Here is a 21,317-nt window from a genome sequence, read left to right as displayed (position 1 = left end):
CGGGCACGAAAGTGCCCGTTTTTTTAAGGTGAGAAAATGAAGAAAATTATTCTTTTTATAGTTGCAGCCTGGATGGCTCCGGTGTGTTTTGCTGGTGGTATTGAGTTTTTTGATGGTACTTGGGAAGAATTGCTAGAGAAAGCAAAAACAGAGGACAAAAAAATATTTGTCGATGTCTACACCCAGTGGTGTGGCCCATGCAAAATGATGGCAGCAGAGGTTTTTCCTCAAGAAAAGGTCGGTGAGTTTTATAATGCGCACTTTATCAACTTCAAACTGGATGCCGAAGATGAAGAGGTTGATGGACCTGAGTTGGCAGAAAGGTACCAGGTTAATTTATATCCCACCTATCTGTTTCTGAATTCTGATGGTGAGTTGCTGTATCGCAGCAGTAGTCGCATGAGTGCACCAGTGTTTTTAGAGGTTGCTCGTGAGGCTTTGGGAATGTCAGGTGACAGTTTTGAAGTGATGGCTGAAAAATATGAGTCAGGTAATCGTGATCCTGAGTTTGTCAGAAACTACCTGGTAAAAGCAAAGTTGGCTGTCAATAGTATGTCTCGGGAAGAACGAAGCTCGGCTACATTAAAATTTAAACAGGTTTTGGATGATTATTATGCATCCAGAGCAGAGAGTGACTTGATCAACGCCCAGGACTTCGCCCTGATCAAGGTATACGGTTATAGCCGTGGCGAAAAGCAAATTGAATTTTTGATAAGTCACTACGAAGAATTTTCCAAAGTCGTTTCAGAAAAAGAAGTGGCAGAGTTTCTGGTAAAAGTGAATGATCATTCTATTGGTTATCTCGCCCGTACGGGAAAAAAACAGTATCAAACCTACCTGGAGGAAATTCGAGGCAACCTGAGACAGGCTTATACCGTAGCTAGTCAGGATTCCCGAAAAGGAGTTGGCGCTTACGATGATATGCGGCTAACAGCATCGTTTGATTTCGCAGTCGCCCAACAGGATTGGAGTGCGATGTTGGATGCGGCCAGGAAAAATGTCGAGGCCAGAGGTGATCAGGCTGATTGGGAGGTTTGGTTTAATATTCCACGAAGCTTAATCTATCGCTGTAAAGATCAAGATGTTTTAGAAGGCGTTGTCGAGTATGCCAAACGTGCTTATGAATTGGCTGGAAACTTCAAAACGGCGTCAATGTATGGCGAATTACTGGTGAAGGTCGATCAGGGAGAGAAAGCAAAGCCGGTTCTCCAGAAGGCTCTGGTTTTATTAGGCAAAGAGTCCATAAAGGCAAAAGAGCACGCCAAAAAGCGGCTTAAAACCATGCTGGACTCCCTTTGAGCGCAGAATTTTGAAGATTTTCCAAATCGAGTTATATGACCGTTTGATCTAATCAGATAGGGTCGATATTGCAGCATTGGCGCCTTCGGGCGCCTTTTTTTGTGTGCAGAAGTTAGGGTATTGGGCCTTTCAAACGTGAGTCTCTAGAAAGTAAAAGCATTTTCTACCGATTAGGTATTCATTTTGGAGGGATAAAAACATGAAATCAGTAATTGCCGGGTTCTTATTGGCATTTTCAGCATCAATAGCTATGGCTGGCGAAGCTCCACAGCCGGAAACAGATCAATATCAACAACAACTAAGCCAGCTGTTTGAGTGGAGTCGTCAATCTCAGTCAGGCCACGACGATCAACCTGCACAGAATACTGCGGAACAGCCGGTTTCGGTTGCTGATTTAAAGGCAGCTGTCCAAACGTACAAAGCTGATCCATCGGCAGACATATCACTTGGTGCGATGCTGCTTGTTTACTATGCAGCCGATATTGCAACTGGCGAGCAACAGGAATATGCCACACAGCACGTCGATGAAATCTATAACCTGGCACTGGAGCATCACGTAGATAATCCTAAGCTCTTTGGTATGTTGCTTGGAATCTCCAGAAGTTCCGAGGGTTCTGGATTTCTGGAAAAAGTCTTTGCCAAGGTGGATAACAAGCAGATGAAAGCACAAATTGCTGATTTGATAGTCGACCAGGCGGTATCCATTCTTTACAGCGACAAGTTGTCACAACAGGAGCGAGCTGCCCATAAAGCCCGCGGTGAACGCTATGCCCGGTTGTACATCGATGAGCTGAGCGATGCAGTGCCGAATATGGAAATCTCCGGTAAGAACATTCCGCTGAATCTGTGGCGAGTCAAGGGAGCGTTGTTTGATCTGCAGCACCTGGGGTTGGGGCAGAAACTGCCCAATCTGCAAGCGCTTGATTTAGAAGGCAAAGAGGACGGCACAGATAACTATGCCGGCAAAGTGATGCTAATCGATTTCTGGACTACCTGGTGCGGTCCCTGCAAGGCGTCACTGCCACATATTGCCAAAATGACCGAAGAGCTCAAAGGCAAACCTTTCCAGATGATTTCTGTCGCCTGCGACCAAGAGGTTGAGCCAGTAATTGAATTTCGTGAAGAAGAGCAACCCATGCCTTGGGTTAACTGGCATTTGCCAGCTTTGACCGAAGAAGGCGAGCGTGTAGGTACCACAGCATACCCAACGTACTTTGTGGTCGATGCAAAAGGTGTTATTCGCATGAAAACCCACAGTTTTGACGAGGCCGAACCACTGGTACGTGAGTTGGCTACCGAGGCTACTAAAAACTGAACAATCTAGGGCTGTTGGTTCCTTGTTCGTAAATGCATATGAGGATTTATGAAAACAGCTGACAGTAATAGCAGGTTAGTGAAATAGACCATTAGCAGGGTGCATGCTGCACCCTGCTTGCCTTTGGTGATTTGTGAGGGATCGATCTATGAAGATGGTTTTAACTGGAGCACTTTTGCTCACACTTGGTTTGTTGGCAAACAGCTCGCAAGCTCAGGATTACACCCTGGGCCAGTTTGATGAAGCTGTTGAGGCGTTGGATGTGGCCGAACCCTCCAAGCGCGATCCACTTCAGATGAGCGCCACACTGGTGCCGAACCACGCTGCACCTGGAGAGACCGTAGTTGCCGTCGTCAAGATTCGACTGATGCCGGGTTGGCACTTTTATCATCATGTGCCTGCCACCGAACCCTATATCGAAACCAAATGGTATCTGGAGCTTGGTGATGGCTTGATGTTAGTGGATGACTGGAGTGGTCCGGAGCCGCGACCTTATGAAACCAATGCCGAAATGAAGATCCATAAAGGCAGCAGTCAGCCGTTGGTGTTTTTTCGTGAGCTAGTGGTGGCTGAGGGTGCCAACGGAGAAGTGGATGTTGATACGGGTCTTCGCTACCAGACCTGCGACCCCTATATCTGTCTGCCTCCGAAGAAAAAATCCATGAATCTGAAGTTGACAGTTGATAAGCCCTGAAATATCCAGAGGTTAATTAGGAGGGAATATGAATAAAATATTAAAAGCTTTAATTGCATCCACCGTCTTATTGGCTGCAAACAGTTTGTTTGCAGCCAATAAGTCTGACTTGAAAATCCTTTATGTAGGTAATAATCCGGAAACAGTTCAATTGAGTGGTGCCGACAAGATGGGTGGGGTCGGTGACAGGGTTCAGGAACTGAAAAAAAGTCGTTTGCCCAGCTTTCAGAAGTTTCTGAGCGACCACTTTAAAACCGTGGATGTAGTTTTTAGTATCGACTACTCGGAGGATATGTCGGACAAATACCAGGTCACTATCTTTGGCGATGTACCGAAGGCCATCAAAGAGCGAGTGCTTGAGGTTGATGAGAAAACCGGACAAACCCTTAAGTATGAGCCAGCTCAATACCTGACTAAAGACTTTGACAGTGCCGCAATTGTTATAGCAGATGTGTCACCGCGTATTGGTGAACCACTGGAGTACAAAATGGACTGGCTTTGCCTTTGCCTGGATGCACATGCTCACGGTATGAAGATGGATCATCCAATTTTCAATACGCCGGTTAAAGTCAATTTGACCATGGAACAGCGCCCAACACCGGAAAATTACAAGCATTACTACAACGGCCGAGATCTGGAAGACAGTATGCCGATGTGGCGTGTTCAGCGAGAAGGCTATATGGATGGCAAGGGCTACCCCCCCGGATTGGTCTCCACGGGTTTGGGGTATGTTGATGCAACAGATAGTGAAGTAATTTCCAATGGCGTGTGTGCCAAGTCAGTCGATTCAGTCGCACTTGCACGCCACGGAAACTTCTTTCATTGGGGTTTCAGTGCCAAGCCAGATGATATGACTGAACAGGGGCGTCAAGTTTTTTTGAACGCCATTCACTACATTGCCAAATTTGATGGTCAAAAACCCTACAGTAAGCGCCAGTATCGAAAACAGGGACGCGAAGTCATTCTGGATAGGGTGCATTTTACCAGCCAGAATACCTACGAAAATTATGTAGAAGGAGTGGCTTCCAATTACAACAGTCGCAAAGACTCTCTTGAAAAAGCTGCCGAAGCAGGCAGAAATCTGAGCTTTGCTGATAAGCGTTTTCTGAAGTCAGAGCCGCCAAAGCCTTTGGGGCGAGAGGAATGGATGCAGCAGGATGTGTTGTCGCGTTGGCCTAAAGAGTTAGTTGCAAAATTTGGTGCCGACTTTGACAAGTACATGGGTTATTACCAGGAAAATATGGAATTCCTGATGCCGGGTGAGCAGCAATACTCATTCGTAGTTGATGTCGATGCCAAAGCATTGAGTATTTCCAACCGCAGCCCGGAACTGCTTGATCGTTGTATTGCGCTTCTGGAAAAGGGCGAAGATATGGAGCGCGCCAAGCGTCTGCTGTCTCGTTATACCGATGAGAAATTTATATCAGCCAAAGAATGGCGCAACTGGTATAACCAGAATAAATATCTGTTCTTTTTCTCCGATGTCGGTGGATTCAAATTTTCCATCATGCCGTCTCGGGCGTCTAAATAGACAACTGATGCGCAGCAAGTCTGGATCTTTTTGAAATTGGGATCCAAGCAGTCTGGTTATTCATGAAAGTTTTTGGGAGTGGAAAATGAAGAAACAACTGTTAATTGCAACATTGGTTTCAACGCTGGCCATGTCAAGCTGGGCCGCTGAAGTCGACCGCGAAGTGGTCGGCATGGATGTCAAAAGCGCACTCGAGTTCAGCGCCAAGGTAAATGAGACCTACGCCGAACTGAAAGAGATCCAGTACTCGAAACCGGAGCTGTTCAAACAAAAATTAGAAGCGCTTCAAAAAGAGCAGGAAGAATTCAATATGCCTGCCAAAGTGCACTCTGCTATTGCGCTGATAAAAGAGGATGCCAGCGGAGAGTTGGGTTTTGATGCAATGAAACTAATCGCCTCTGAATTCAATGCGGTGCGAGCTCGAGGAGATGAGCCAAAAGATGGTGAATTGTCAGAGGATGATTTACGTGTTCTGTTCAATAAGCTGATGTCAAAAGCGCTGGAGCACCATATTAATAACCCCGAATTAATCCGCGTGGTGAGCTTGCCGCTGATGATGCTTGACTATTACGAAGGATATCCGGTGGCAAAAGCCTCATGGCTGCGCATTTTGAATGAGAGTGATAACCGCGGGGTTCGTGGCGTCGCGGCTTTCCAATTGGCCAGCAATGCTATCGATGCTTCCAAGTCGAACCGTAGGACGGAAGAGGTGCGTCGCGAGGCGAGTATGGATGTAACTATTTATACAGACATGGCAATGAATGAGTTCGCAGATGTTCCCATATGGGGCGATAAAACGGTCAAGTCCATGTTGGATGGCAAGTTGTTTTCCCTGAATTCACTGGTGCCGGGAAAAGTGCTGCCGGCTGTAATAGCCAATAATCTGGAAGGTGAGCAGGACAGCTTGAGTAATTATCGCGGTAAGGTTGTCTTGATTGACTTCTGGGCGACTTGGTGTGGCCCTTGCAAGGCCGCACTACCGGGAATTGCAGAGCTCAAAAAAGAGTTGGCCAATAAGCCTTTTGAAGTAATCTCGATCAGTGTTGATGATGATGTGGAGACTGTTCTGGGTTACCAGGACAGTGAGCAGCCAATGCCATGGGTGAATTGGCACATTGGCCCTGACAGTGAAATCCTCACCCAATGGGGTGTACGTGGCTATCCCACGTATTATCTGGTGGACGCCGAAGGTGTGATTATCAGTAATAAGTACCTTGATGACGCGGTGAAAGATCAAATTCGTGAAGCCGTAAATAAAAGCGCTGAATAATTAAAGGAATTGCCGGATTGCCAGGACATGCAATCCGGCCGCAACACAAAGCGCATTGGCGTTTTGGGAGAAGGCAATGAAAAAACCATTATTACTGGCCTTTGCGCTGCTCGGTTTGACTGCTTGTGGCGATGCTGTAGTGGCTACAGACAATACAGTAGTTGATGACCAGCATGAGGCAGTCACCGAAGTCGTCGGAATTGATTTTTTCCATGGCGAGTGGGATGAGGCTTTGGCGAAAGCCCAGGCTGAGAACAAAAAGCTGTTCGTCGATGTTTATACAGAATGGTGCGGACCCTGCAAAATTATGGCTGCTACAGTCTTCCCGCAACAATCCGTTGGTGAATACTTCAACGAGCGTTTTATAAGCATCAAACTGGATGCCGAAGATGAAGATATCAACGGCCCGGAACTGTCAGATCGCTATGAGGTTCATGCATATCCTACCTACCTTTTCCTGAATGCCGATGGATCCGAGATTAGTCGTGCAGTGGGCGGAATGGAAGCAGAGCAGTTTGTCTCGTTGGCTGGCCAGATTCTTGGCGAGCACGGCGGAAACTTTGATGAGCTGGTTGCCCGATACGAAGCGGGTGAGCGGAGTGTCGAGTTTGTGCGCCAGTATCTTAATGGTGCCCAGTTACAATTCTCTTTGATTAATGACCGCCAGAAAAGCTATGAGCTGTTCAAAAGCATGAAACAAGTAGCCGAAGAGTATGTGGCCAGTCGTGGTAAGGAAAACCTGATCAATGAGGAGGACTTTTCCATCATCTCCAGCTACTGGGACAAGACTCCCCGTGGCGACGAAATGGCGGAGTTCGTCATCGACAATTACGATGCCTTTGTGGCAGTTGCTCCTGAGGTTGCTGTTGTTGAATTTGTGCTCAGTAGCAACTGGTTTGGCGCTCTTAACGCCGCTCAGGCCGGCGATCCGGTTTATAAGGAATATGTCGCGGATTACGATGGCAAGCTCGCCAAAGCGGTCGCCTATCGCAATGCCCATGACAAGTCGGACCTGACCGATATTGAGCGGTCCAAACGGGTCTATCATCAAATGTATCTCGAGGCCACGAAAAATTGGGCTGAGCTGCATCGGGTCATTGAGCAGGGGTTACAGGCCAATCCTTCAGCCAAGGGCTACATCAGGGCTGCGGGCACGCTAAGCAAGGCGGAAGACTCGAAATATCAGGGCATCGTCAGGGAGTATGCCCGCAAGGGCTACGAGATGGGGCTGGATAATGCGTTCGACTTGATGACTTACGTTGGTATTTTGAAACAAGACGGCAAGACCAAAGAGGCAGAACAGGTTATCGACGTGTATCGCAACAGCCTGGGTGATTCGGCGGCAGATAAGCGCAATCGTGAGCTGCTGGATCGATTTACCCAAACTCCCGCCAATACAGCTCAAGGAAGCTGACCCGATTTAGAAAATCTCAAAATAGTGTGTATCCATCCGCTTTCCCCGGTTCTTGATAGGCCGGGGATTTTTTTATCTGCCCTGAGAATTTGCAGTTGCTCTTGCTCCTGTAGTCAGAACCTTGATGAATAACTCGAGAAGAAGATCACATTGAATGGTCTTCGTGGGGTAGAAATACGTACCCAGACAGCTATCATCAGCAACAATCTTTTCGCTTACCGCGGGATTTCTGAAAGCCTCAATCCCCCTGAGGAGAATAAATGGCCACACAGCCCCTCGTTTTGTTTGACCAGCTCTCCACGGTCAACGGCAAAGTTATCGGCGTAGCAACGCTAAACAACATCAAGGCACTGAATGCCCTTAGCCTGCCAATGATCGAGATGCTTCAACAGCAATTGGACGTTTGGCGTGAGGAGCGAGATGTGGTTTGTGTGGTGTTGAGGGGGGCTGGTGAGCGCGCGTTCTGTGCCGGCGGTGATGTGGTTTCTCTCTATAGCCATGCTGCGGCATATGGCGAAACACTGGCGGATGACTTTGGGCAATGCTTTTTTGCTGCGGAATACCGGTTGGATTACAGCATCCATACATACCCAAAACCCGTTGTCGTGCTGGGAAGTGGGGTAGTGATGGGGGGAGGTATTGGCCTGATGGTGGGGGCGAGCCACCGGGTGGTAACGGAATCCAGCCGCCTGGCAATGCCGGAAGTGGCGATCGGCCTGTACCCGGATGTCGGTGCCAGTTACTTTTTGAGTCGACTTCCCGGGCAGCTTGGACGTTTTCTCGGGCTGACAGGGGCGAGCTTTAATGGTGCTGATGCGATATTTTTGGGATTTGCTGATCATGCTGTGCCAGATTCGACCCTGAAAAGCTTGCCAGAGCAATTGACAACTTTGCCTTGGGCCGGAGTCAGGTCTCAGGATAGCGAGTTATTGGATCATCACTTTGGTCAGCAGAATAATCAGTCCGAGTTACCGGTAGGTGGGGTTCAGTCTGAGCTTGCGCAAATCAATGCTTGTTCTAATGGCACACTTCTAGATGTGATAGAACAAATTAAGGCTTGCCCGTGGCAGAATGGCTGGCTGCAAAAATCGGCGGAAGGGTTGGTGAGTGCCTGCCCGGTATCCATGAGAATAGTTGATGAGCAGTTGATACGTGGAAGCAAGCTGCAGTTAAAGCAGGTGTTTCAGATGGAGTTGGCGATGTCAGTCAATGCTATGCAGTCAGGCCATTTCAAGGAAGGGGTGCGGGCTGCATTAATTGACAAGGATAAGGCGCCCAAGTGGTGCCCGGAAAGGTTGGACCTGGTGACTGATGCTGAGATAGAGGCATTTTTTAGGGCGCCAGGCTGGGGGGGGCATCCACTTGCCGATCTTTAGTCCCAAAGAAGCCCGTTTTCCCTGTAAAGTTGGCTGCTAACCAATTGATTTACAGGTGTAAAGTTAGGTAAAAGCACTGGAGACCCTGTTGCTGCAACGTGTATCTTTGTGACACGTAATATACCCACGGTCCCTTTGTTTTGATCCAACAGACATTCAATATCGAACCTCAACCAGTGGTAATGTTGATGAGACGTAAATACAAGAATGTAGTTGTCGCCATTTTGATGGCCTTTGGAATTGGTTTTGCAATTTCTAATGCTTATGCCACGCCAGTTAATGGCGCAGGGCAGGCTTCTGCGCGCCAGGACCAGTTGGACCAGCTGTTCAAAAATTACCAACAGGCGGAACAGGATTATCGCGAGGCTCTAAAAGCACGGGGTAATGGGGAGGCATCCAAGGGTATTGCTCGCAAACTTCGTACGCAATTGTTCAACAGGTATGCCGTTCTCGGCAAGCAGGCAATGGAACTTGCCAGGGATTATCCGCGAGATCAGGTTGCATTTGATGCCATGCTATTTAGCTTGCGTTACGGATCACCATTTATTAATGAGGTCTGTATATACCTGAGGCAGTACCATATTCGCAACGATAATTTGCATCTGTTTTTTCCTGAGTTGCTTCAGCAAGGTGCTGATTATAAATCCTGTGAGCAACTGTATGTTGGAGCTGTACGGGCTGGGTCTACGGCCGAGGTTAGAGATTTGGCGAGATGGCATGCGGCCAGCCTCTATGCACGCCTGGTGACCTTGTCATCCAATGTCAGGGAGTTCAGAACCAATGTCTTCGGTTATCTGATTTCGAGTGTCTGGGGAGACAATAGTGAGCAGGTTCCCGACCAACTGATCAATGATCTGCGAGCACAGTCGCAGAGACTGGAAATGCTGATTTCGGTTGATCCAAACTCAATGCGCCTAATGGCACTGAGCTGGTTAGACGGCATGGAAAGTGAGCACCTGCGGTCGTCTCGGTATGTAATTTCCGATGGAAAGATAGAAATAAAGAAGCATGGGGAGTTGAAGCTACACGTTGATCTTCTCTCGGACAGGCTTAAGAGTTTTATTCCCGGTGTGGTTGCCGCTGACTTTGGCGCCACCAATTATGAGGGTGAGCCTGTAAGCTTTGCCCCATATCGGGGAAAGGTGATCCTGTTGGACTTTTGGGCCTCCTGGTGTGAGCCCTGTCTGGCTAACCTGGAAAAGAACAAGAAAATGATGGCTGAAATGAAAGACCGTCCATTTGAAGTTATAGCTATCAACCTTGATGAAGATATTGACCTGGCCAAGAGTTTCTCTGAACCACTTACAGGTGGTTTCGTAGAATGGCATAAGAAGCCAAATGAGAATCCATCCATTTGGGCCAAGCTCGGAATAAATGAAATACCGACCCTGGTTGTGATTGACCACAACGGGGTAATTCGCAGTATTCCCAAAATCTACGGCTCAAGGATGGAAGTCTACCTGAATCGTTTGGTTCATGAGGCTCAGCGGGATGCCAATACGGCAAAGGCGGCAGTGACAGCTATGAAGTAAAGTCGGGGAACGACCGTAGCGATACCTGGCGAATATTAGGGTCATTCGTTTCGAATTGTATGGTTGAGCCGTTATTGTAGTTTATAAGAAGTACTTTTTTGACTATTATTAGACCATCGATAATAGATCCCAGAGGGGTCTGTGTTCGGGGGTAGATCCTAAACACAGAATGTCCTTCCAATGTGAGAGGTGAGTAATGAACTTAGTTCATAAGGTGATGCGGGCAACATTAGTGATGATGTTGTCATTAACAGCGGCGATCTCCCAGGCCGAGCCGGTCCGTGATTCGTACAGCTCATTGGAGCTGGTATCCGAGGTTTCCAGTGTTAAGCCGGGAGATGTGTTTACCCTTGGCCTGATTGTTAAGCCAGATGCAGGTTGGCATAACTACTGGATGAACCCGGGTGAAGCTGGCAAAAACATGACGATTCGCTGGAAGGATCTGGCTGAAGGTACAGAGATCGCCGATTTCGTTTATGCGGTACCGCATATTGTTGCAATGGGCGACATCGTGACCTACGGCTACAGCGAAGAAAACGTGATCACCATGGACGTTTCTGTTCCGGCTGGTTACACCGGTGACAGCCTGACCTTGACTGGCAAGGCTTCCTACCTGGTATGTGACGATGCCAACTGCGTGCCGCAGAGTGCTTCCCTGAGTATCACCCTGCCGATTGGTAATGGTGCTATCGATGCTGGAAATGCAGAAACTTTCAAAAGCGCCCGTGACCACCAGCCGGAAGTTGTTGATTGGAATGCAGCGTTTTACATCTCGGAAGACAACGCTACTGTTACCTACGAAGTTGCTTTTCCCGAGAAGGGTGCCACGAACATCTACCTGTGGCCGGCAACTGAAAAGCTGATCAAGCACACGAATACCCAGCCTTCCATTTCGGTTAAGGATGGTGTGTTGACCGCTCCTCTCGAAGCGATGGATTCCCTGGCTAAAAAGCTGGAAAGAGACGCTGGTAAAGCCCCGGAAAAACGTAAATACGAGCGTTCTGCCCTGCTGCTCACCTATACCGACGCTAACGGTAATGAGCAGGCGAAATTTGTTGCTGATGCGCCACGTGTAGATGGCGCAGGCACTGTGAAGGCCGCTGCGGTTGCCAGCACTGGTGGTTCAGACTCAGAGGACGATATGGGGCTCTTGTATGCTCTTGGTGCTGCCTTTCTGGGTGGTCTGATCCTTAACCTGATGCCTTGTGTATTGCCGGTACTGAGCCTGAAAATGCTCAGCCTGTCCAAAATGGGTGAGTCTCACCCGCGCGAAGTGCGTTCATCCGGTATTTTTTACACCGTTGGTGTGGTGCTCAGCTTCCTCGCACTGGCTGCGGTGGTGATCGGCATTAAATCAGCCGGTGAAGCCGCTTCCTGGGGCTTCCAGATGCAAAACCCGATTGTGGTGCTGTCTCTGGTTCTGTTGATGACCTTGATCGGTATGAACCTGCTGGGTGCCTTTGAGTTTGGTACCAGCATGATGAATGTGGGCTCCAACCTGACCAACGAAGGCGATGCTCACTCCAAGAAATCTTCTTTCTGGACTGGTGTCCTGGCGGTTGTGGTTGCAACTCCTTGTACCGCGCCGTTTATGGCGGGTGCCTTGGGTTACGCCTTTACCCAGCCGGTGGCAGTGTCTCTGCTGATCTTCGTGTTCCTGGGCTTGGGCCTTGCCTTCCCTTACCTGTTGATTGCCTTCGTGCCGGGTGCTCGCCGCATTGTGCCGAATCCGGGTCCATGGATGAGCGTATTCAAAACCGCCTTGGCTTTCCCGATGTTCGGTACCGCTATCTGGCTGATCTGGGTAATGGGTGACAAGGATGCGATGCTGTGGACTATGGCTGCTGCCCTGACCATCGCTCTGGCCGCCTGGGCCTGGGGTAAAGTGCCAATGGCCAACAAGCCAAATGCATGGCGTGTGACTGCTGCGATCTTTGTACTGGCCCTGTATTACCCGTTCGCCACTGCGATTGATCGTAAAGAAGAGTCTATTACTGCTCGTGAAGTGGCCAAGGCAGAAAAAACCGAAACCTTGAAGACTATCAATGCACTGCGTTCAGCGTTGAAAGAAGCGATCGACAATGGTGGTAAGGTGACCGGTGATGGCGCTGCACTTCTGGAACAAACACATGGTGCTCACAGCGCAGAAATGCCGTATAGCGAACAGGAGCTGATGGCGATGCTGTCTGAGGGTAAAGAGGTGTTTGCCTACTTTACTGCAGACTGGTGTGTAAGCTGCAAAGTGAATGAGAAGGCATCTCTCCACAAAGATGAAACCCTTAAATTCTTTGCGGATAACAATATTCATGTGATGGTTGGTGATAACACAGATCTTGATGAAGAGATCAACCGTATTATCGAACTGTACAAGCATCCGGGTGTTCCGCTGTACCTGTACTTCAAGCCTGGTGACTCTTTGCAGGATGGCCGTAAATTGCCTCAATTGCTGCCGAGCCCTGGCGTATTGATCAATAGCATCAAAGAGTACCGGGGATAACATATAGTCATCCCAATAAAAAGCCGGCTAAAGCCGGCTTTTTGCTTGTCAGTCACATGCAATGTTTGTAGGTTATGCCGTTCTAGCGTTCAAACGGCGCCTTGTTTGGCTTTCAAAAGCTCGTTACCAGTTTCATTTGGAAATTTTAAAAAAGTTTGTGAATCGATACCGGTTGTTGCCTTGAAAACCCTAAATAATGTTTAGCAAAAATAGCAGCGTGTCATTGCACTGCTTTGCAAAAAAAATGTTTGTCACAGGAGAAAGCGTAAATGCGTAAATTGAGATTGGCTGGGGTAGTGTCAGCGCTTACATTGGTAGCTGCATGTAGCAGTGTCAGTATGCCAACTAACATACCGTTTTTGACAAATAAGCCTGAGCCAGTGATGGGTGAATGGGGTGTGGACCTGACCACTCAAGACCAGACCGTTAAGCCAGGCGATGATTTTTACCGTTACACCTCAGGCACTTGGCTCAATGAGTATCAATTGCCTGAGGACAAAACCCGCTTTGGTGCCTTTGATAAATTGGCTGACCAGGCTCAGGAAAATGTTAAGGCGATCATTCTTGAGCTGGGTGACGAGTCATATGACAAGGGAACGGTCGAGCAGAAAATTGGTGACCTCTACAAGAGTTACATGGACCTTGAGCGTCGCAACGAGTTAGGTATGGCACCTATCCAGCAAGAATTGGATAAGATTGCTGCTATTTCCAGTCGCCAAGAGCTGTTAAGCGCATTTGCCAACTCTGATTTGCTGGGTGTTCAAGCACCAATAGGCATCGGTGGCGGTCTGGATCGTAAAGATCCCAACCAGAAAACTCTGGCAGCAGGCGTTGGCGGCCTGAATTTACCTGATCGCGATTTTTATCTGGTAGATAACGAGCAGTTTGAATTTATCCGTGGAGAGTACAAGAAGCACATCGCCAATATGTTGGGATTTGCAGGGTACGATGCTGAGCGAGCAAAAACAGCAGCGGAAAACATTTTGGCTATTGAAACCAAAATAGCTAAAAATCAAATGGCTCGCGAAGAGCGTCGTGACGCCAGTAAAACTTACAACCCGTTCACTTATGAAGAAGTGAAGCAGGAGTTTTCCGGTCTGGAGTGGGACTGGTTTATCACTGAGTCAGGACTGAACCCGGAAATTGCGGCTTCAAAAAAATGGGTTATCAGCAACCCTTCTGCTATCAATCCAGCATTGAAATTGATTAACAACAAAGCCAACCTGCAAATCTGGAAGGACTATATGACCTTCACTCTGGTTGCGGGTAGCGCCGGGGCTTTGCATGAAGAGCTGGAGCAAGCGGCTTTTGAATTCAGCAAAATCATGAGTGGCCAACAGGTGATGAGCCCGCGCTGGAAGCGTGCGGTCGGTTTTGTTTCCGGAACTTTCGGTGAAGCTATCGGTGAGGTGTATGTAAAACGTCACTTCCCGGAAGAGTCAAAAGCGATGATGTCTGACCTGGTTGGTAATGTGAAAGAAGCATTGCGCGCCCGTATCCAAAAGCTGGAGTGGATGACCGAGGAAACCAAAGTATCCGCCGAACAAAAGATGGATGCTTTCAATACCAAGATCGGTTACCCGGAAAAGTTTGAAGACTACGCTGGCCTGGAAATTACCGATGGGGATTTGTTCGATAATATCCGTAACGTACGCACTTACTCACGAGCCAAGTCAATTGAAGATCTGCAAAAGCCGGTTGATCGCACTGAGTGGGGAATGACGCCACAAACAGTAAACGCTTACTACAGCCCGCTGTTTAATGAAATTGTTTTCCCTGCGGCCATCTTGCAGGCGCCATTCTTTGATCCGGCCGCTGACGCAGCCGTCAACTACGGTGCCATCGGTGTTGTTATTGCCCACGAGATGAGCCATGGCTTTGACGATCAGGGCCGTAAGTCAGACGCCAAGGGTGTGCTGCGCGACTGGTGGAACAGCAAAGACGCGCAGGAATTTGAGAAGCGCGCTGATCAATTGGTATCTCAATACAATAGCTACGAGGCCCTGCCTGGACAGTTCGTAGATGGCCGCTTTACCCTGGGTGAGAACATCGGTGACCTGGGTGGTGTGATGATCGCCTACGAGGCATACAAAATGCACCTCAATGGTGAAGAGGACGAAGTCATTGATGGCCTGACTGGTGATCAACGTTTCTTCCTGGCTTATGCGCAGCTTTGGAAAGGCAAGATGCGTGATCAAGCCCTGCTGCAAAGGCTGAAGTCAGATCCGCACTCTCCGGGCGAATTCCGTGTAAACGGTATCGTTCGCAACGTAGACGCCTGGTACGACGCATTTGGTGTTGAGCCGGGTGACAAACTCTACTTGCCGCCGGAAAAGCGTGTGCGTATTTGGTAAGTATTGCCTGAGTTCAGGTACTAAAAGGGCTGCCTAATGGCAGCCCTTTTTTTGTCCAGAAAATTTAGCCAGTTGTTTTGAGTGATTGAAACTCCTGACGCAATAACTCGAGAAGCAGTGCCGAGCCACGGCCAGCTTGCTGAGCGGTATGCCAAACCATTACCGGGACAAACTCAAACTGATTGCCCTCTTTGTAATCGATGCTTAACAGCTCTCCTGCCTCCAGTTCTTTTTTAATCAGGTATTGGGGTGCCCAGCCAAATCCGAGACCCATTCGCAGCGCCTGACGCTTCTGCTGGAAGTCACTGAGAAAATAGACCCGTTCGCCCCCAAATAGTGGCGTGCCGGTGACCGATGCTGATTGAATGCGTTGGGCGCTGTCACGAACAGTGAGTTCGGCGTACTGTTGCAATTGCTGGCGAGTAATCTCTTTCATGCCAGCCAAAGGATGATCCGTTGCGGTTACCAGTAAATTTCTCACCGGTGGAAGCGGCTCCGAGTCGCAGTCGTCCAGCGGCGTATATTCCTTGGTTAGCATAATGGCAGCGGGAGATTTCTCGAATCGTTGCTGAACACCGTGCAAGTGTTCAACGTGAAGCTGAATAGCGGTGGGAACACGCTGGTCTTCAAACGCCTTCAGTGCGCGCAGTACCGGCGTCATGGACAGTGCGCCGTCAATAATCAGGTCCAGTCGCGGCTCCCAGCCGGTTTGATGCTGCTGGGCCAGGTGTTCAATGTGTCGCATCTGTCTGAGCAGCTTGAGCCCCTCACGGTGAATGGCTTCACCGCTCTCGGTAAGCGTGGCTCGATAACTGCTGCGATCAAATACCGGTGCTCCCAGAAATTGCTCCAGCTGCTTGATCTTATAGCTTACCGCTGACTGGGAGCGGTTGAGGCGCTCTGCGGCCTTGGCAAAACTGCCCTCTTCAACGATCGCCGAAAGGGTGCGAAAGGTGTCCAGGTCAAGATACATAACAAGGCCAGATAATCAGTTGGTTGGGATGAAACTATATCAAAATATTAGATGATGTTTATCAAAAACCCATTCTTTTTTTAGGGTTATTGCTCCTTTATCGTGTTCGCCTTAACCGTAGGGCACGTCAAGTGCCCCGATGACAGATAACCGGTGCGCGTGGCGCACCCTACAGGACATAGCAAGGGAGCAGTAGATGCCGTTCTATATGACTCAGGGGCAAGTCCCCGCCAAGCGCCACGTCGCCTTCAAGCGTCCGGATGGCGAACTGTACCGAGAAGAGCTGTTTTCGACGCACGGTTTCAGCAATATCTACTCCAACAAGTATCACTACAACATGCCCTGCAAAACTCTGGCCGTGGACACCATGTCGGTTCTTCACGGAGAAGAGTGGCAGGACACCCTGTTGCAGAACTATCGCATGGACACCAAAAAAGCCGATGGTGAAGGCAACTTCTTTACTGCCCGCAAAAAGCATATGTTCAATGTTGATGTGGCGATCTACACCGCCAAAGTGACCGAAGACACCGAACAGTTTTATCGCAACAGCTACGCCGACGAAGTGGTATTTGTTCACGAAGGAGAGGGGGTGCTGACCTCTGAATACGGCAATATCCAGTTCCGCAAGTGGGATTACCTGGTGATTCCTCGTGGCACCACTTATCAATTGAAGTTCAGCTCTTTTGAGAATGTTCGCCTGTTTGTGGTGGAGTCTTTCTCCATGGTGCAGATACCCAAAAACTATCGCAACGAACACGGCCAGATGCTGGAAACTGCACCGTATTGCGAGCGCGATATTCGCGGCCCGGTGTTGCAGGATGCGATCGTTGAAAAGGGGGAGTTTGATCTGGTGATGAAGTATGGCGACCGTTACCAGCTTGCCAAGCTTGAATACCATCCCTACGACCTTGTGGGTTGGGATGGTTATGTTTTCCCATGGGCTTTCAATATTGATGAGTTCGCGCCGATCGTTGGCAAAATTCACTTGCCGCCGACCATTCACTTGTTGCTGACCGCTAATAATTTTGTGATCTGTAATTTTGTACCACGCTTGTATGACTTCCACCCGGATGCCATTCCAGCGCCGTACTACCACTCCAATATCGACAGCGACGAAGTCCTTTATTACGTACACGGTGAATTTATGAGTCGCACTGGCATTGAGCCCGGTTCTATGACCTTGCACCAGAAGGGAGTACCCCATGGTCCGCAGCCGGGTAAGACCGAGGACTCCATCGGCAAAAAAGACACGTACGAATACGCCGTTATGGTGGACACCTTTGCGCCGTTGAAACTGACTGAAAACGTACGTGACACCATGGACGAGGAATACAACCGTTCCTGGGTTGAGTAATTACTATTAGTTAATGCGAGCTTAATAGCGGAGTGATGGTCCAAAACAGTAGTCAAAGACACTGGATTGATTCGCTTGGCTCGCAATGACGGTTATCAAATTTGGAGAAAGAGTATGAGTACAGTAGAAAACCCGTTGGGGCTGCGCGGAATTGAGTTTACCGAGTACGCCACCCCGAATATCGATTTTATGAAAAATGTGTTTGCCGACTTTGGCTTTTCTCTGCTGAAAAAGCACAAGGAAAAAGAGATCTACTATTACAACCAGAATGACATTCACTTTTTGCTGAATCTGGATAGTGATGGGCATGCCGGGCAGTTTGCCAAAGCGCACGGTCCCTCTATCTGCTCAATGGGCTGGCGTGTGGATGATGCGGAAGCGGCTTTTAAAACAGCCGTTGAGCGTGGTGCCAAACCGGTTGCTGCCAATGACAAGGATCTGCCATATCCGGCAATATATGGTATTGGCGACAGCCTGATTTATCTGATCGACAAGTTTGGTGACAAGGGATCAATTTACGAAAGCGACTTTGTTGACCTGGAAAATCCGGTGATCGTAGAAGACAAAGGGTTTACGGTTGTCGATCACCTTACCAACAATGTTTACAAAGGCACTATGGAGCAGTGGTCCGAGTTTTACAAAAACGTATTCGGATTTACCGAAGTGCGCTACTTTGATATCAAAGGCAAAAAAACCGCTCTGCTTTCTTACGCACTGCGTTCACCGGATGGAAGTTTCTGTATACCGATCAACGAAGGTAAAGACGATAACAACAACCAGATTGATGAATATCTGGATGAGTACAAAGGTCCCGGTGTTCAGCACCTGGCATTTTTGACCGACGACATCCTGGCATCACTGGATAAGATGAAAGGATCTTCTATCGAGACTTTAGATATCGATGAAGATTATTACGACGAGGCGTTTGCCCGTGTGCGTAACGTACGTGAAGATAAACAACGCATCATGGATCATCAGGTACTGGTGGATGGTGATGAGCAGGGTTACCTGTTGCAGATTTTTACCAAAAACCTGTTTGGCCCCATCTTTATCGAGATTATTCAGCGCGCTAGCCACCAGGGTTTTGGAGAAGGTAACTTCGGTGCCTTGTTTAAATCCATTGAGCGTGATCAGGAGCGTAGAGGGGTGATTTAACAGGCCCTAATAAGGATTATTACCGCAAGAATGCAAAAGCCCCCGCCGTTAAGGTGGGGGCTTTTGTTTTGAAGCTGATTAAACGTCCATAAGCTCAGCTGGGGTTAATTCAAATGCTATGGCAAGGCGGTAGAGGTTTGCCAATGTAATGTTCTCGGTTTCACCACTTTCAATACGTTGATACTGGCGAAGAGACAAACCAAAGGACTGCATATCTTCCTGGGTGAGTCCCCGCTCCTTCCTCAGCATGGTGATCCGTTCTCTCAGCTGTTGGCTGTAACGCTGAAATTCCGGGTAGAGCGAGTTTTCCGGTGGTATTGATCTTTTCATGGAATTCTCTATGTATAGACACGACATTAATGTCATGTTTAAATGGCTCATGCAACGTCATATATGGCGTAATGGTGTATGGAGTGACCGTGTATGCCTCAGGCAAGAGATCAGAAAGGAAAGAAGGCTGGCGATTCCTTGACCGTTGAACTGGGTCAGGTAATTGATTTTTATGATGAACTGGTGGAGCTGACATCGCTCAACCATTTTATTTTTGAAGCATTTGTGAATATCACTTCCAGCCCCGATAGTGGTGTCTCGCCCAGCATTAGCAATGGCCTGGACATTACCTGCAGTTGGGTGCGTCAACGTCAAAGTGAACTTCAAATAAAAATACAGCGATTAATCCAGGAGGGAAAACGTGTTCACAGTGATGTATCAAGTCTGGATTAAATCACCGGCAATCCCGGCATTTAAATTGGTCTGGCAGCAGCAAGGCGAACTGTTGCAAGAGTTGGGTGTGATTAATGCCTGGGCGGTTGAGCGTAAATTGGGTTGTTGTGAATCCTACCTCACTTGGCAAAGCCAGCATCTTTGGCTTCAGGCAAGGCGATACTGCGATCCGATGGATTTTATTCGGCATACCATACAAAGGGATCTTCTGGGATGGCTTGCGCCAGTTGAAGTACCAATAGACTCAGTCCCTGCTGCTGTTTGCCAGTAAATTACCGTGTATCCATAAGGTTTGTCAGTTGACGGATTGCTTTATCCAGCTGCGACTCCTCAAGGGTCTTTGCTAGTTCAACAAGCGTCTGGCGCTTTGTCCTGTATTCAGGGTGATTTTCACTCACGTGATGCTGTGGATGGGTTTCATCCATCCAGCCGTGCTGCTTATCAAAAGCTGTTTCCAGGGATCGAGCCAGGCGGTCGCCAACAGATCGAGGCTTACCAGAAGGCAGCGGAGTTCCATTGAGAATCTGGCTGATGTAGGCAGGGTGAGTACCTGCGCGCCTGGCCAGTTCAGCCTGGCTGTTTGCCGCGTCTGCCAGCAGAATTTTTAGATTTTGATAGCGAATAGACTGAATTGTCATTTGAAACATCCATCTTCAAGTATGAGTGTTAACACATCCAGAAAGTTTAGCTTGAATATCATTAGCGTAAAGCTATATATTTATACAGTGCTTGGGTCGAGGAGGATGTGATGTCGTCAAAACGAGAGCAGCAGCTCATGTTGACCAATTTGGTCGCCTGGTGTGATGCACTGGCAGATCTACAGGCAATGGACTGTTTTTTGGAAAGCGCAATAATTCATATTCTGGAGGGGGATGGATTTGGGGAGAAAGGTCAAAGCCTGCTTGGTTTACAGCTTTTTTCACTGGAGAAAAAGAAACGGCTGGCAGCCTTGAAAGAACAGCTACAACAGCAGTGCCAGAGCTTTAAACAGATCGCTGCCAACGATGATAGTCGCTAGGCGTTCAATTAGTCGCGCTTGAAATCATCAAAAAAACTGGGACTCCAACGGCGCATGGCAATAACAACTGTGGTCCCATGGCGTTGGTCCAGCGGCAATGCAAGGTCGTTTTTAGTCAGTGCATTGAACTCCTCTGCGAGTCTGCGCATAAGAGTTTGAAACGCCTGGTTGGATGATGAGGAGAGGGTTCCGTTGAGGACAATCAGCTGATCATCCCTGGCGGTGAACTGGGAATCAAAAAATTCGTCAGCGATACTTTTCTGGAAAAAGCGTTGAATTGGTCCATTAGGCTGCCAACGAAAGTTAGGTGTAATGCGCAATTTGATACGGTTGCCAGGAAGCAGGTTAATTATGCCAATGCGATCCAGCTGTATCAGCTTTTGAATACACAGCGCTTCCGGTAATCGATAGAAGCCGATGATCTCACCCAATTGCCAATGGTTCATCACACAGGTGGCTACCAGTAATAGCAGGGGATCTTCAATAATCTGTTGCTCAAGTTGACAGTCAAGCTGTTCAAGTTTGGGTTGCTGTCGACTGGCAAATTCAGAAAGATCAGAAATGGTAATTCCCAGCCAACTGCAGATTTGTCCCAACCGGCTAAGCGACAAATCGCGATTTGCGAAGATCCGTTTTACGCTGGACTCGGAAATTTCCAAAGCCAGAGCCAGATCGCGGTAGGTTTTACCATCCGCTTTCAGGTAATGTTTAAGGGCTCCAAACAGGGAATCGGTTTCCGACACAAAGGCCTCGATAGATTACTAGTTAAAAAAGTATCAAATAATAATACTTGAAGATCAAAAAAATACCAC

At 48.4% G+C, this 21,317-nt stretch carries 18 protein-coding genes; 14 read left to right on the top strand and 4 right to left on the bottom strand.

Annotated elements, in window-relative coordinates:
• The first annotated feature begins 36 nt into the window (after positions 1-36).
• From QP938_12020 to QP938_11975, 10 genes are all read left to right on the top strand, one after another.
• Positions 37-1,299 carry a DUF255 domain-containing protein gene (locus tag QP938_12020; GenBank protein ID WIO74014.1) on the top strand — a complete coding sequence of 421 codons (1,263 nt, stop codon included), beginning with the start codon at positions 37-39 and terminating at the stop codon, positions 1,297-1,299.
• A 199-nt stretch (positions 1,300-1,498) separates the two neighbouring features.
• Complete coding sequence (locus tag QP938_12015) at positions 1,499-2,614, top strand: TlpA disulfide reductase family protein (GenBank protein WIO74013.1); 1,116 nt, start codon at positions 1,499-1,501, stop codon at positions 2,612-2,614.
• A gap of 148 nt (positions 2,615-2,762) precedes the next feature.
• Positions 2,763-3,308, top strand: coding sequence for a protein-disulfide reductase DsbD family protein (locus QP938_12010; GenBank protein WIO74012.1), 546 nt, complete (start codon positions 2,763-2,765; stop codon positions 3,306-3,308).
• Between the two features lie 28 nt (positions 3,309-3,336).
• Entirely contained in the window at positions 3,337-4,839 is a 1,503-nt protein-coding gene (locus tag QP938_12005; protein ID WIO74011.1) for a hypothetical protein, read from the top strand.
• 85 nt (positions 4,840-4,924) lie between these two features.
• Entirely contained in the window at positions 4,925-6,109 is a 1,185-nt protein-coding gene (locus QP938_12000; GenBank protein WIO74010.1) for a TlpA disulfide reductase family protein, read from the top strand.
• 76 nt (positions 6,110-6,185) lie between these two features.
• Positions 6,186-7,523: a thioredoxin family protein gene (locus QP938_11995; GenBank protein WIO74009.1), complete on the top strand. Its 1,338-nt coding sequence runs from the start codon at positions 6,186-6,188 to the stop codon at positions 7,521-7,523.
• 260 nt (positions 7,524-7,783) lie between these two features.
• Positions 7,784-8,899, top strand: coding sequence for an enoyl-CoA hydratase/isomerase family protein (locus QP938_11990; GenBank protein ID WIO74008.1), 1,116 nt, complete (start codon positions 7,784-7,786; stop codon positions 8,897-8,899).
• 188 nt (positions 8,900-9,087) lie between these two features.
• Positions 9,088-10,431, top strand: coding sequence for a TlpA disulfide reductase family protein (locus tag QP938_11985; GenBank protein ID WIO74007.1), 1,344 nt, complete (start codon positions 9,088-9,090; stop codon positions 10,429-10,431).
• A 196-nt stretch (positions 10,432-10,627) separates the two neighbouring features.
• Positions 10,628-12,928 carry a cytochrome c biogenesis protein CcdA gene (locus QP938_11980; protein ID WIO74006.1) on the top strand — a complete coding sequence of 767 codons (2,301 nt, stop codon included), beginning with the start codon at positions 10,628-10,630 and terminating at the stop codon, positions 12,926-12,928.
• Positions 12,929-13,197: 269 nt separating this feature from the next.
• Entirely contained in the window at positions 13,198-15,282 is a 2,085-nt protein-coding gene (locus QP938_11975) for a M13 family metallopeptidase (protein WIO74005.1), read from the top strand.
• A gap of 64 nt (positions 15,283-15,346) precedes the next feature.
• On the opposite strand, the gene QP938_11970 is transcribed toward QP938_11975, so the two are convergent.
• Positions 15,347-16,255, bottom strand: a complete 909-nt coding sequence (locus tag QP938_11970) for a LysR family transcriptional regulator (GenBank protein ID WIO74004.1) — start codon at positions 16,253-16,255, stop codon at positions 15,347-15,349.
• Positions 16,256-16,451: 196 nt separating this feature from the next.
• On the opposite strand from QP938_11970, the gene QP938_11965 reads away from it, so the two are divergent.
• Together QP938_11965 and hppD are read left to right on the top strand one after the other, a co-directional pair.
• Positions 16,452-17,609 (top strand): homogentisate 1,2-dioxygenase, encoded by a 1,158-nt coding sequence (locus tag QP938_11965; protein ID WIO74003.1) that lies wholly within the window; start codon positions 16,452-16,454, stop codon positions 17,607-17,609.
• Positions 17,610-17,723: 114 nt separating this feature from the next.
• A complete protein-coding gene (gene hppD, locus QP938_11960; GenBank protein ID WIO74002.1) occupies positions 17,724-18,764 on the top strand; it encodes a 4-hydroxyphenylpyruvate dioxygenase in 1,041 nt (346 codons plus the stop codon).
• A gap of 78 nt (positions 18,765-18,842) precedes the next feature.
• Here the strand turns inward: hppD and QP938_11955 are convergent, their stop codons facing one another.
• A complete protein-coding gene (locus tag QP938_11955) occupies positions 18,843-19,094 on the bottom strand; it encodes a helix-turn-helix transcriptional regulator (protein WIO74001.1) in 252 nt (83 codons plus the stop codon).
• A gap of 93 nt (positions 19,095-19,187) precedes the next feature.
• Here QP938_11955 and QP938_11950 point away from each other — a divergent pair, with 93 nt between their 5' ends.
• A complete protein-coding gene (locus QP938_11950) occupies positions 19,188-19,487 on the top strand; it encodes a hypothetical protein (protein WIO74000.1) in 300 nt (99 codons plus the stop codon).
• Between the two features lie 272 nt (positions 19,488-19,759).
• On the opposite strand, the gene QP938_11945 is transcribed toward QP938_11950, so the two are convergent.
• Positions 19,760-20,125 (bottom strand): helix-turn-helix transcriptional regulator, encoded by a 366-nt coding sequence (locus QP938_11945; GenBank protein ID WIO73999.1) that lies wholly within the window; start codon positions 20,123-20,125, stop codon positions 19,760-19,762.
• A gap of 110 nt (positions 20,126-20,235) precedes the next feature.
• On the opposite strand from QP938_11945, the gene QP938_11940 reads away from it, so the two are divergent.
• Positions 20,236-20,505, top strand: a complete 270-nt coding sequence (locus tag QP938_11940) for a hypothetical protein (protein WIO73998.1) — start codon at positions 20,236-20,238, stop codon at positions 20,503-20,505.
• A gap of 8 nt (positions 20,506-20,513) precedes the next feature.
• Here QP938_11940 and QP938_11935 read toward each other — a convergent pair whose 3' ends face one another.
• Positions 20,514-21,248, bottom strand: coding sequence for a helix-turn-helix transcriptional regulator (locus QP938_11935; protein ID WIO73997.1), 735 nt, complete (start codon positions 21,246-21,248; stop codon positions 20,514-20,516).
• Positions 21,249-21,317 lie beyond the last annotated feature (69 nt).

The organism is Porticoccaceae bacterium LTM1 (genome assembly GCA_030252795.1).
Classification (GTDB): domain Bacteria; phylum Pseudomonadota; class Gammaproteobacteria; order Pseudomonadales; family Porticoccaceae; genus SCSIO-12696.
Note: the sequence above shows the minus strand (reverse complement) of the source record. Positions and strands in the feature narration are given on the sequence as shown.